11 protein-coding genes and 1 tRNA gene are annotated in these 13,229 nt (G+C 37.5%); 4 read left to right on the forward strand and 8 right to left on the reverse strand.

The features are described from left to right. The first annotated feature begins 135 nt into the window (after positions 1 to 135). Positions 136 to 1,188 carry a selenide, water dikinase SelD gene (gene selD / locus GD441_RS04295; protein WP_153124071.1) on the forward strand — a complete coding sequence of 351 codons (1,053 nt, stop codon included), beginning with the start codon at positions 136 to 138 and terminating at the stop codon, positions 1,186 to 1,188. A gap of 100 nt (positions 1,189 to 1,288) precedes the next feature. On the opposite strand, the gene selB is transcribed toward selD, so the two are convergent. Genes selB through GD441_RS04310 form a run of 3 tightly spaced genes read right to left on the reverse strand, consistent with a single transcriptional unit; the run spans position 1,289 to position 7,480 of the window. Then, positions 1,289 to 3,166, reverse strand: a complete 1,878-nt coding sequence (gene selB / locus GD441_RS04300; RefSeq protein ID WP_153124074.1) for a selenocysteine-specific translation elongation factor — start codon at positions 3,164 to 3,166, stop codon at positions 1,289 to 1,291. Positions 3,167 to 3,203: 37 nt separating this feature from the next. Further along, complete coding sequence (locus GD441_RS04305; RefSeq protein WP_476742312.1) at positions 3,204 to 6,338, reverse strand: AAA family ATPase; 3,135 nt, start codon at positions 6,336 to 6,338, stop codon at positions 3,204 to 3,206. Then, positions 6,335 to 7,480, reverse strand: coding sequence for an exonuclease SbcCD subunit D (locus tag GD441_RS04310; protein ID WP_153124078.1), 1,146 nt, complete (start codon positions 7,478 to 7,480; stop codon positions 6,335 to 6,337). Before GD441_RS04310 ends, GD441_RS04305 begins: the two co-directional genes overlap by 4 nt. Positions 7,481 to 7,687: 207 nt before the next feature. Here GD441_RS04310 and GD441_RS04315 point away from each other — a divergent pair, with 207 nt between their 5' ends. Beyond that, positions 7,688 to 9,349: an L-lactate permease gene (locus tag GD441_RS04315; protein WP_225434128.1), complete on the forward strand. Its 1,662-nt coding sequence runs from the start codon at positions 7,688 to 7,690 to the stop codon at positions 9,347 to 9,349. Between the two features lie 254 nt (positions 9,350 to 9,603). On the opposite strand, the gene GD441_RS04320 is transcribed toward GD441_RS04315, so the two are convergent. Continuing rightward, positions 9,604 to 10,029, reverse strand: a complete 426-nt coding sequence (locus tag GD441_RS04320; protein WP_153124081.1) for a DUF2621 domain-containing protein — start codon at positions 10,027 to 10,029, stop codon at positions 9,604 to 9,606. A gap of 154 nt (positions 10,030 to 10,183) precedes the next feature. On the opposite strand from GD441_RS04320, the gene GD441_RS04325 reads away from it, so the two are divergent. Further along, positions 10,184 to 10,280 (forward strand) — tRNA-Sec (locus GD441_RS04325). Between the two features lie 6 nt (positions 10,281 to 10,286). Here the strand turns inward: GD441_RS04325 and GD441_RS04330 are convergent. The 4 genes from GD441_RS04330 to GD441_RS04345 form a co-directional block, all read right to left on the reverse strand. After that, complete coding sequence (locus GD441_RS04330; RefSeq protein ID WP_153124084.1) at positions 10,287 to 10,664, reverse strand: PH domain-containing protein; 378 nt, start codon at positions 10,662 to 10,664, stop codon at positions 10,287 to 10,289. Between the two features lie 172 nt (positions 10,665 to 10,836). After that, positions 10,837 to 11,328 (reverse strand): CcdC family protein, encoded by a 492-nt coding sequence (locus GD441_RS04335; RefSeq protein ID WP_153124086.1) that lies wholly within the window; start codon positions 11,326 to 11,328, stop codon positions 10,837 to 10,839. 160 nt (positions 11,329 to 11,488) lie between these two features. Further along, the gene (locus tag GD441_RS04340) at positions 11,489 to 11,848 is read right to left on the reverse strand and encodes a response regulator (protein ID WP_153124088.1); all 360 of its coding nucleotides are present in this window, start codon (positions 11,846 to 11,848) and stop codon (positions 11,489 to 11,491) included. Between the two features lie 205 nt (positions 11,849 to 12,053). Further along, positions 12,054 to 12,761 carry a cytochrome c biogenesis CcdA family protein gene (locus GD441_RS04345; RefSeq protein WP_153124090.1) on the reverse strand — a complete coding sequence of 236 codons (708 nt, stop codon included), beginning with the start codon at positions 12,759 to 12,761 and terminating at the stop codon, positions 12,054 to 12,056. A gap of 248 nt (positions 12,762 to 13,009) precedes the next feature. Between GD441_RS04345 and GD441_RS04350 the strand changes: the two genes are divergently transcribed. Continuing rightward, on the forward strand, positions 13,010 to 13,201 hold the full coding sequence (locus GD441_RS04350) for an aspartyl-phosphate phosphatase Spo0E family protein (RefSeq protein WP_153124091.1): 192 nt from the start codon (positions 13,010 to 13,012) through the stop codon (positions 13,199 to 13,201). Positions 13,202 to 13,229 lie beyond the last annotated feature (28 nt).

A 13,229-nucleotide genomic window follows, 5' to 3' on the forward strand; every position in this document is an offset into this window, starting at 1 on the left:
CATGAAATCCCCTTTTAATAGAAATGCGGAATTACGTGTAATTGTAATATAAGCATGTTGGTAAAGCAAATAAATTACATTACTACCCTCATTAGGCTAAGTTCATATATACTAATAAAAGGAGGTGATATACATATGACACAACAAGAAAAGATTCGACTAACTTCACTATCCACTAAAGCCGGCTGAGGATGTAAAATCGGTCCTGAAGACCTGGCGCAAGTTTTGCGTCATTTACCAAAGCAGCCTAAAACAAAAGAATTACTCGTTGGAAATGAAACCTCCGATGATGCAGGTGTATATCAACTAACAGATGAAATAGCTCTCATCCAAACAGTTGATTATTTTACCCCAATTGTGGATGATCCGTATATGTTTGGACAAATTGCCGCAGCAAATGCATTAAGTGATGTGTATGCAATGGGCGGGGAGCCAAAAACCGCATTGAATATCGTTGGGTATCCAATTAAAAAGCTGGGAAGTGAAATGCTTGCAGAAATCCTTAAAGGAGCTTCTGATAAAGTTCAAGAAGCAGGAGCCGTTACAGTAGGAGGTCATAGCATTGATGACCAGGAGCCAAAATTTGGACTTTCGGTAACAGGTATTGTTCATCCAAATAAAATTTGGAAAAATATTGGCGCCAAACCAGGAGATGCTTTAGTGTTAACGAAACCAATTGGTGTTGGAATTATAACAACTGGGATAAAAAGAGAGGCTTCCTCTGAAGAGCAGAAAAAGGCTGTTACAGAGACGATGGCAACACTGAATAGATGGGCTGCAGAGAATCTCAAGGCTTTCAATCCACATGCCGTAACAGATGTTACAGGCTTTGGCTTGCTTGGGCATGGAAGTGAAATGGCTGAAGGCAGCTTTGTTTCCTTTGAAATCGACTTTTCAAGTGTCCCCGTTTTAGAAGGAACATTTGAACTGGTTGAAAAAGGGATTGTACCTGGGGGATCGAAAGCAAACCACAAATGGCTCTTGGATCGAATCCACTATGCGGACAATATTGGCTTAGAAAAACAACTAATTTTATGTGACGCCATCACATCTGGCGGACTATTGATCAGCCTCCCACATGCGGAAGCAGAAAAGTATGTGGATCTGATGAAAAAAGAAGGCTTCCCTCAAACATCCATTATCGGAAAAGTAACGGAGCGTAAAGAGAAACTGATTTATGTATACTAAGAAAAAGCTGACGGAGAATATTTGATTCCGTCAGCTTTTTTACATGGCACCCTCAAAAAAGACCATGACTTCTAATCTATGTGATAATGTCAAACAGTGCTTATATCCAAACCCTGTTGTTGTCTTCTCTTTTTGTCCGTTTCTCATGGTCTAGCTTCTCAAGGAATGGAATGATATATTTTCTAGATAAACCTAAAATATCCTTTGCTTCTTGGACAGTGAAGGTAGCAGATGTGTTTTCTTTTAACTTCTGTACAGCTTTTTCATAGATCTCAAAATCCAAGTAATACTTTTCATTCAGAGGAGTGATTATTTTGTGTTCAACCAAAAAGTATTTCATTTCTTTCCACATACTCTCTGGAATCCCAGCCTCCTCTAAATAATTTTCTAAATACCGAACCTCCATTCCATCCTTTGAGATCTCCTTCAACATATTCTCCACCCTTTTTTCCCAATTCTTTGGAATGTGAGGAGAAAAATCACGGGTTGACAAAAACTGACCATTGCGGATCCATGCCTTTGTTCGTTCTCCTTCTTCAATCACAAATTGAATGAGCTGTTTTGGAAAGGTTTGTGAGAATTCAGAGATCAATTCAGCTTTATTCATTCCGTAGCGCATCGGATGTTGGTTATGGTAGTCATTTATAAAGTCATACAGGTCTTCTGTTATGGCTTCTACTACTTTTTTATGGGTGACAAAGCTGTCTGTAAACAGTATGAATTCATCTTCCTGTAAAATGGAAGCTACTTCTTCTTTAGGTAATGATGTATAGGTGGCTAATTCGTCTACCTTCATACATTTATGCTGGTACACCACTTCAAGAGCACGGTCTTTAGGGTTTCCCAGCTTCTTTCTTTGTAGCTCTTGAATGGTTTTCTCGCCGAAACGATATTTTTTGCCGTTTGGGTCTATTACCCAGCCGCCACCTATCGTTTCAGGAGGACTTGGTCTTCTTAATATAAAACGGTCTCCTCTTTTTGTCACAATGTCTTCATCAAGTCTTAATTGGCACAGGATTTCTTCTTTTTCTTCAGTAAGCTCATTCCTATCAAAGAACACGATCCTACCCATCACTTCTGAAGTACCGATATGACATTTGATTGGCATACGCTGTTTTACAAGATAATCAAGGTCGTCAACCATTTTCACAGCAACATCAATTATTTTCGTTACAATAAAGTGTTCAGAAGAGACGACAACGTCTCCCCTTTTCACATCATCCTTGGATAGACTTGAAAGATTAATAGCAGCTCTTTGTCCTGCATATGCTTTTGATGCAGGCTTATGATGGACTTGAATTTGCCTTGCTTTGGTAGGCAATCCTTTTGGAAGGATAATCAGTTCTTCTCCTTCAGAAATCGTACCTTCATAAACCGTTCCTCTTACAACAGTACCTTGTCCCTTTACTGTAAAAACAGAATCAATCGGAAGTCTAAAAGCGCCTCTCGTGTCCCTTCCTTCGATTTTCTTCAAATAGTTATATATTGATTCTTTCAGCTCTTCAATCCCTTTATGTGATAGGCTATCAACCATTACAATGGGAGAATCTTTAAAAATGCTGCCTTCAAGCTCGAGCGCGATCTCTTCTTTTACTAGCTCAAGAAAATCCTCTTCTACTCGGTCTATTTTGGTAATGGCCACAATACCGCCCTTCACACCTAAGAAATTCAAAATTTCCAGGTGCTCTTTTGTTTGAGGCATGACCCCTTCATCCGCTGCCACAACAAGGACCACTAGGTCAATGCCTGAGACCCCTGCAATCATCTGCCTAATAAATCGTTCATGGCCAGGAACATCTATGACAGATATCTCCATATCCTCACTCTCTAACAAGGGGGCAAATCCTAATTCAATCGAAATTTGCCTTTCCTTTTCTTCTTTTAGGCGGTCGGTGTCCACATTAGTCAAAGCTTTTGTTAACGTGGTTTTACCATGGTCGATATGACCTGCCATTCCAATCGTATAATGTTTTTTCATGTAGAATCTTACACCCTTTTTCCTTCGAGCATTCAAATTATCCTAAAAATACAAATTCTGTTTTACTACCTTTATTTGATGAAATAACCTCTAATCGTGCATCAATTCTTTCTTTTAACTCCGGTACGTGCGAGATGATTCCAACCAGTCTACCAGAGCTTTGAATATCCATTAAGGCTTCAATAGCCTGGTCAAGAGATTCTGGATCAAGCGTACCGAAACCTTCATCAATAAACATCGTTTCAAGGGATACGCCCCCGGCATGCTGCTGAACCACCGCTGCCAAACCTAATGCTAGAGCCAATGACGCTTTAAAGCTTTCTCCACCAGATAAGGTTTTTACATGACGCTCTGTACCGGTATATTGGTCAAAAACCGTCAACTCCAAACCACTTTGAGTATTCTTTCGGGTTGGATCTATTTTTCTTAAGAGCTGATAGCGGCCGCTTGTCATTTTTACGAGCCTAATGTTTGCTTCTTTCAATATATCATCAAGAAATGCTGCTAAAACAAATCGTTCAAATGTGATTTTGAACGGATTTTGACCTTTCGCTATTTCATACAGATGCCCTACTATAGCAAATTCTTGATCAATTTCTTCTTGTTTTTTTCTTAGATTTTCCATTTTCATTGCAGCGTTTTCGTTATCTCGCTTGTTAATCGTATATTCCTGTTGTTTTGAAGACGCCTCTTTCCATCTCTCGTGGATTGTATTTAGCTTCGCTTGCAAGTTCTCAATGGAAGGAATGTTTACCCCTTTTAATTTTAATTCTAATTCATGGAGCAGACTATTTACGTTTTGAACCTCTTTTACATATCTTTCGATTTGTTCTTCTAGAGCAATGATTTGATCTTCTGATTTTTTAGCGGCAACATACGCTTGATAACTTTCAAATCCTTGAACCTGAAGCTCTTTTTTGAACTCTTCTCTTACGACATTTAATTCATTGGTCAACTCTTCAAGTCTCTTCTGTGAAGATTCTAGATAGGCTCGAGTTGAAGCTTCTTGTTCTTTTGCTTTATAAAATCTTTCTCTTACATTCTCAAATCGATCAAATAACTCTTTTTTGTGACGTAATGCTTTTTCAAGTGCAGCTTCATAAGCCTCCCAACTTCTGATCTCTTCTGGAATGCTTTTTAGTAAGGAAGATAACAATGTGTTCTTCTCAGCAAAAGCAATTTGAAGTGTCATTAGCTTTTCCCTTTTTTGATTCAATAGGGCATCTATTTGCTCTTGCTGTTGCTTTATCGTCTTCCATTGATTTTCGAGCTGGACAAGCTTTTCTTTTTGCATTTTAAGATCCGTTATTTCATGTTGAATGGTCACAATCTTTTGCATTAGCTGTTGATACAACGTTTCTCTTAATTCTCTCGAATAAGAAGAAATTTCTTTGCTTAAATCCCTCTCTCTTTCTTCAAGCACCTTTTTAATGGAATCAAGATTCGAACTTGCTTGATAATATTGAGACTCAGCTTTTGATTTTTTTTCTTCAAGGTCCGCTACTCGTTGTTGTGCTTCTTTCAATTCAAGCTCGGTCGGCATATTTTCCTGAAATGGAGCTGGATTTGGATGATGAGGAGACCCACAAACCGGACACGGCTCCCCGTCCACTAAGGAAGAAGCGAGAATTCCAGAATGGGAGCTTTTCCATGAATGCTCAAGTGCTGAAAGCTCTTTTTTTGCTTCCTCAACGTTTTCTTTGGCAAATTTCCATTTTTGCGAAATGATAGTGTATTCATTTTCTGCTTCATGATATTGCTTGGTCAGCTCTTCAATTTTTTGAAAATAACCAAGAATCGTTTGGCTTTTATCTAATTCTCTTTCTTTCTCTAAAAGGAGAACGTCTGTTTTTTCACACTTCTGCATTTCCAATACGATCTTTTCTTCTTTTTCACTTAAACTACGAAAATCAGATTCTAGCTTAATGCAATCAGTCTGGTGAGATCGAATCGTTGCCTCAATGTCTGAAACTTCCTTCTGAATCATTTTAAGAGAGTATACAGCCTCTCTTAACTGTTCCAATTTCATAACCTGATTGGAAGCTTCTTCTCTTTGAATTGCTTTTGACTCTTCTTCTCTAAATTGCTTTTCAAACTCCAGCACTTGCCTTTCAATTTGCTTAAACGATTTCTCAGCCTCTGTATAGCTTTCCTGTGCTTTTTTCGTTTGGATCCCTATTTTTTCATAGTTTTGCTCGATTCCAGAAATAGAAGCAGCTTTTCTAGCATCCCGAATTTGCTTTTTCAATCCTTCTATTTCTCGTTCTTTTGCTAGCAATTCCAATTTTTGTTTTTCTAGCGCTTCCTTTTCTTTCTTTTTATTTAATAAATCCTGAGCTATAAAAATCTCTTGCTTCAGCTTTTCACTTTCTCCTTCAAATTGAAGGATCTCCGTTTGCAGAGAGGCTATTTTTTCTGACTGTAATTGAATCTCTTTTTGTAAGAGTTCTAGAACTAGAGCTTTATTTGGATTTTCTTTATTTATTTCAGTTCGCAAATCTTCCTGCACATCAGCTTTTATCGACCTAATGAGTGACTGATATTCTCTCTCCAAATCTTCTGCACGGTTTTTTAATAAGGAGGATTCTTCTTTCAGCTTTTCTTCAATTTTTTTATATTTAAAGGTATGAAATAATTTTTGAAGAATCCCTTCCTTTTCTTTACTTTCAGCAGTCAATAGCTTTCTAAATTCGCCTTGAGGGATCATGAGAATTTGTCTGAATTGATTGGCATCAAGTCCGATAATATTCTTAATTTTTTCATCTACATCACGTACATTCGAAGCTATAATATGCCTTTTTCCTTCGTTGTCTATTTCATACAGCTCAGCTCTAGCCGTTATCGTCGTAAAACCTTCCCCTGATTTTTTCGGCTTTTCTTGTTGGGGAGAGCGTTTGATTTCATAGGTTTTCCCTCTCAAATGAAACTTTAACGTAACTTCCGTTAGTTCTTCAGGATCTGCAAAATGACTTCTCATGTCCTGTCCATTTCGGTCTTCACCGCTTGCTTTCCCGTAAATCGCAAAGCTGATTCCATCAAAAATGGTTGTTTTTCCAGCACCCGTTTTTCCTGAAATAACGAACATTGTGCGGTTTTCGAGCTTCGTAAAATCAATGGTTTCTTTGCCAGCGTAGGGACCAAATGCTTGCATAGTTAATGTAAGAGGTCTCACCATTCATCACTCTCTTTTCTAACATTCTCAATGATTTTTGTCATGACGGCCTTTTTTTGCTCGTCAAACGCTTGTTGAGTCATTTGAGAATAGAACATCTCAAACAAGTCTAATTCCGACCGGTTTGTATCCTTCACGGAGCTAAAAACCTGCTTTCTTTTCTCATCCATTACATTCGTTTTTCTCTCCAAATGTAATACATTTGGATAGACCTGCCTAAGCTTATGGATCGGATCCAATACTGTACCTTCATCTAGTAAAGTAACCTTTAAAAAATCATCAACCTTTTGTGATTGATAAAATGCAGGATCGAGCAGCTCTTCTAAATATCCTTCAAGCTCTCTCATATCCCATTTTGGTTCTAAACTCTTATAAGTAACTTTGAATGATCCATCTGCCTCCATTTCAATGATTGAAACAGATTTTTTTTGTTTTGCTTCTGAAAAAGAGTATTTTAGCAGTGAGCCTGAATAGGCAATTTTTTCATGTTTAATCGCATCAGGACTATGCAAATGTCCCAGCGCGGTATAGGAAAAGGGAGCAAATACGTCAGCTGAAACACATCCTGATCCACCAACAGAAAGGATTCGTTCTGACTCCGTTTCTTTTCCTCCAAGAACAAAAGCATGACCGATGAAAACATTTGGCTCATTCATATTCATTGTTTTTTCAATCTCACCAATAATCGCTTTCATCGCATCTTGATGTGAATGAATGCTTTCATCATCAAACAAGGCTCTAACAAGACCTGGTTCAGCATATGGGACTGGATAAAAATTAACCCCTTTTATTTGGATAGGAGAGAATGATTTTTGTAATTTTCCTTCTATATAAAAGAGACTTTTCCGATACCAAGAAGAACCAAAAGACAAACGTTCTGCACTATCGTGATTTCCAGAAATTGCAATAACCGGCGTTTGCATTTCAATATTGATCGTATACAACGTTTCATTTAGTAATTCAACAGCCTCTGTAGGAGGGACCGATCGATCATATAAATCCCCTGCAATAATGACTGCGTCCGGTTTTTCCTCCTCAATAAGCTGAATAAAGTGTTGCAAAGTATGGCGCTGATTCTCTGTCATATGAACACCGTGAACAATTTTACCTAAATGCCAATCTGCTGTATGAATAAATTTCATATGATTACCCCATTTAATTTTCTTCTTTTCTTCCTCTCATTATAACAGATTTCAATACCTCATTTAGAAACATTTGTTCTTATTTTCGATTCCATTCCACATTACAGTTCGATCGTAATAGAGAACATAAAAATATAAGAGGGTAATTTTACATCTAATGTACAAAATAATTGTAGTATGGAAATTTTTTAATTTAGGGTGATGAATTTGAACTTAAGCTTTTTGGAACTCTTAACAGCTCTTACGCCAATTCTAGCTGTTTTTATTTTCCTGGTTATTATAAGGCTTCCTTCTTCCATTGCAATGCCAATTAGTTTTGTCATCACGACCATTCTTGGGATAACGGTTTGGAAGTTAGCCCCTGTTCGAATTGCAGCATCTGCTATAGAAGGGGTCATGATTGCCGTTTCTATTCTTTGGATTATTTTCGGAGCCATTACCCTTTTAAATACTCTTTCAGCAAGTGGCGCTATTCACACCATTCGTAACGGGTTTATGAAGATTACGCCGGACCGGCGTATACAAGCGATCATTATTGCATTCATGTTTGGGGCATTTATTGAAGGAGCTGCTGGTTTTGGCACACCTGCAGCAATTGCTGCACCCATTTTGGTAGCGTTAGGCTTTCCACCTCTTGCAGCTGTTGTACTGTCGCTTGTTTCCAACTCTACTCCGGTTACGTTTGCTGCAGTAGGAACACCTTTATTAATTGGTGTGGGTCAAGGCTTAAATGAAGGTCCTTCATTGGCACCTGCCGTAAAAGATTTTATCGGTCCAATGACATTTGAACAGTACTTACGGGAAATCGGACAGACTGTCTCGATCTTTGATTTGTTGATCGGGACATTCATTCCCTTCATTATTGTGATTATTCTTACAAGATTTTTCGGGAAGAATCGTTCTTGGACTGAAGGGTTAAAGGTGTGGAAATTTGCTTTAACAGCAGGTCTTAGCTATACCGTTCCTGCCTTGCTTATCGCAAACACGTTAGGTCCTGATTTCCCATCCCTATTCGGAGGATTAATCGGCCTTTCCATTGTTGTAACGTTAGCAAAAAAAGGGATATTTGTTCCAATAGAGACTTGGGATTTTGAAAATTCTCCATTGGATCGTCAATCACAACAAGAAAAAAAAGATCCATCAAAAGAGATGTCTTTACTCATGGCTTGGTTCCCTTATGTATTGGTTGTTGTTTTCCTCGTTTTGACACGCTTGAATGCCCTACCTTTTAAAAACTGGTTAACGAGCGTTAAAGTTGGAATAACAGATATACTGGGTACTGGAATATCTAGCACCTTTGAGCCACTGTATCTTCCGGGTACCATTTTTATAGTGGTTGTACTCATCACCGCATTTCTACACAAAATGGAATGGAAAACGATTGGAATAACTTTTAAAAGATCTTTATTAACGATGATTGGAAGTACGATTGCTCTCGGCACCGCACTTCCGATGGTCCGAATTTTCATTAATTCCGGTGTAAACTCTGCAAACCTCATGAGTATGCCGATGGAGCTAGCCACCTTGATATCGAACAAAGTTGGTACAGCTTGGCCGCTTGTAGCACCGTTTATTGGTACACTCGGTTCATTCATCTCAGGTAGTGCAACCTTCAGCAACATGATGTTTTCTCTGTTTCAATTCAGCGTTGCTGAGCAAATCAATGTAAATCCGACCATCATTCTTTCTCAGCAAATGATTGGAGCAAATGCCGGGAATATGGTATGTGTACTTAATGTTGTAGCTGCAGCTTCAGTAGTTGGTCTGCTAGGGAAAGAAGGGCAAATTATCAGGATGACGCTTGGGCCAATGCTTTATTACGTCATTATGGCCGGAATAATCGGTACTTTAGCCTTATACGTTTTGTAATTAGAAAAGTGGATCGCACTAAATTGTTTCTAATAAAATAGGACGAGCTCAAAAAGCTCGTCCTTTTAGCTTGTAGACAAAGTAAATTTCTCGCACATTCAGACTGATTGAAAACGCTTATCAGTCGAGGAACGAACCCGTGCGAGGAGCGGAGTTACCCTAAATGGTAATGAGCACCGGAGGTAGGGTTCGTGACGAAGAATGCGAGCGTTTGACAACAGTCTGAAAGGACGAGCTCAAAAAGCTCGTCCTTATTAAAACAAATGCTCATATGGTTTCAAATCAATACTTTTTTCTGTTAATTTTTTGCGCAAGAATTTGTGGTCCCTTTTTGGAGTAGCCATAATATAGCCCCTAATTATGAGATCCTGATCAATACGTTCGGCCCCTTCTTTTAATGCCAGCTCCCCTATTTTACCTGCAATCTTTTGACGGGCAACATCTCTAAACAATTCAGGGACAGGGCTCACCAAATCTTCTAGCAGTTCCTTTTCATTCTGACCCCATAACTGCTTTGTTTCTCTCACATAATACTCTTCCCAATCCAGATCTGATTTTCCGTCTTGTTTTGGAAGCCGCTTCAAGAATTTTCGAAACATAAAATATCCGCCGATCGCGAATGAGAAAACCAAAAATAATACCCAAAATAGGATAAACCACATAAACCAACCTTCTAGCAAAACATTCACCCCAGCTTCAAAACTATCAAGTAAGTTTCATTATAAGCTTACGATTCAATTCATGACAAGAAAGATTATTTATTCACTCAGTCATCGTTTCTTATATTGCTTTTGTGGTATCTTTTGGTTATAATATTAAACGTCTTTTATAAACGGGGTCGGAAGGGTAGCTGGTGCGCCCCACGGTCTTCAAAACCGCTTGAGAGGCGCGTGTCGTCTCTGGTGGGTTCGATTCCCACACGGTCCCGCCAATTAAATTATTTAGCCACATATGTAGCTAAAGCCTTTTGTACATCAAATATACTTTTATCTTTTTTGAATTGCTTCGTTATTGGCTGGGCAGTGCTTGAAATCCAGATTTTCAATTCAGCATCTAGATCAAACGTGCCCGCTGTCTCAACACTAAAATGTGTAATGCTCTTATAAGGAATGGAATGATATTCTACTTTTTTTCCAGTCATCCCCTGTTTATCAATTAGGATTAGTCTTGTGTTTGTAAACACTATTAAATCCCTTATTAATTTATAAGCTTTGTCTACCCGTTCATTGTCTGTAATAATAACACTTAATTCTTTTTCCACTTCCTTACTATCAACCTCAGTTACATTACCCATCAATCCATCTAAAATTCCCATACTTCATATCCTCCTTAGAAATAATATTTAATAGCATATATTATTTATTATCGTTTTATATCCCCTAATATTTATATCTTTTTAGTTTTTTAAGAGAATCAACACGTCTACTATTCATAAACATAAAAAGTGACTTATGTAGGGCAAATTTGCCTTCCATAAATCACTTTTATTAGACAGTGGTTCCAGAAATATGATTATTTATTTCGTTACATAATTTTTTGTATTGAAGGTACATAGCAATTCGCCAAGGTACGATCATTCCAAAAGCAAGGATCCAAAACATTCCGCTCAGCTCGCCGACATCAATGGAAGAACTTAAGATCAACTTAGCGACAATACGGACAATCAACAAACCAATTAAGATAAAAGCAAAGGCTTTAGAACGCTTTAAGTAGATTTGTTCCCCCCTAATCTCAAAATTAGATGTTTTAATAAGTAAAATGGAAAACAATAGCCCTACTGATAAAGCCTCTACAATTTCAGGCGGTGTAACCCGGAACATCGGATGGATGAACATTAATGCACCCGTACTCATAAAAATTGGAGGTAAAATAATTTTCTTAGCACTAACTGGTTTTTTGGAAGCTTTCATTCGAATGGTTAACACAATTAATGCCATAATAATTCCAATTGCAGTAGAAAAGTATATCAATGAAACCATTCCTTTTTAAAATATTATAAAAACACCTTATCATTATACCTTACGAGTATGAAGGAAACAACAGGACAGAAGGTAAAACTATGAAAACGAGAAGGCTCATATAATAAAAAAAAAACCGTCTAGCTGCCTAAACGGTTCATGTTTCATTCCACTTTCTTTGTTATCGAAGGACCCTGTTGATCGCTTCCGCTACTCTTAATTCATCAAATGGTTTGACGATGAAGTCTTTCGCCCCAGCCTCTATCGCTTCAACCACCATTTTTTGTTGTCCCATGGCTGAACACATAATGATTTTAGCGTCAGGAAATTCTTTTTTAATCTCCTTCACTGCATCAATTCCGCTCATAACCGGCATGGTGATGTCCATTGTAACAAGATCTGGTTTTAGCTCACGATAAAGCTTGACGGCGTCCTGACCGTTTTCTCCCTCACCAACAACTTCGTGATTTGCTTTATGTAATATATTTGAAAGGGTCAATCGCATAAATTTTGCATCATCAACAATTAGTATTCTAGCCATTTGTCGGATCCTCCTTGCATCGCAACAAGTGAAGGACGTTCAAGCTCCTTCATCAAAATCAACACAATTTAAAATATATCTTACTTTTTTACTATATTCAATTCATAGATTGCGACAAAATTCGAGTTTTTCTACCATAGATTTTCACAATATACTCCCAATGATTTATTTCTTACATGCATTCAAATATAACTATTGTAATATATCAAAATCCTTTAAATCCTCCGAATATACTAGTTGCATAAGAGATTAACAAAGTCATCCAATCAAAGAAGAGTACCACACCCATAGCAATCATAACAAAACCGCCAGCTTTAACGATTTTATTGCTATGCTTTCTAATCCACTTCATTCTTCCTATAAAGAAAGACAAAATGAAGAAAGGAATTGCAAACCCAAGGGTATACGCAATCATATACATCATACCGGAACCCGGATTTGTTGCTGCCAAGGCTATTACACTCATTAATATCGGCCCAGTGCACGGTGTCCAGCCTGCGGCAAATGCCATTCCAATCAATGCCGAACCAAGATAACCGCTCGGGCGATTCTTCATTTCAAATCGATGCTCTTTCATTAAAAATTCCGGTTTTAACCATCCAATAATTACAAAACCAAAGAAAACAATTACAATTGCTCCGATCTGTCTGATCAAGTCTTTATAATCTTGGAAAAACTCACCGATAAAAGATGTACTGAAACCTATGGCTATGAAAATAACGGAAAATCCCAGCAAAAAGAAAATGGTATGTAATAAGCTTCTTTTTTGAAGCATTGCATTTTCGATTTTAAGCTCCCCCACACTCATACCGGTAATATAAGATAAAAAGGCCGGGTATAGAGGAAGACAGCAAGGAGAAATAAAACTTAAGAAACCAGCTCCAAAGGCTAAAAATAAATTAATATCGCTCAATCATTACATCCCCTAATTCATTAATCTAATGTAATTCTAACAAAATGACCAAAAAAAAGATAATAAACGATTTATGAAAATTTTATGTCATTTTAAAACAAGCTAAGACAAAAAATAAATTTTTACAGTAAAAATATGATTATTGGAATAAAATGTAGTAAGCAAATAATTGTATTTTTTCCCAAAAAAGATTATACTAATAAAAAATATGACATATTCTGTTAAATTTTCTGAAAGGAATACGTATCGTGTCTAAAAAGGAACTTCTCCATATTATAGAATTGAAACGTCTCCAATTAAACAACTGCGTATCAGAATACGGCTTATCATCCTCCTATACATTACAGATTAGCCAGGAGCTTGATCAGCTACTAAACCAGTATAACAGCATATTATTAAAAAAGCCTTTCGGAAAGAAAAAATCACTTATTGTGCAATAATTCCTTCCCGTAGGTTCTAAACAGTCTC

It is taken from the genome of Peribacillus tepidiphilus, from assembly GCF_009466385.1.
Classification (GTDB): Bacteria; Bacillota; Bacilli; order Bacillales; family DSM-1321; genus Bacillus_BN; species Bacillus_BN tepidiphilus.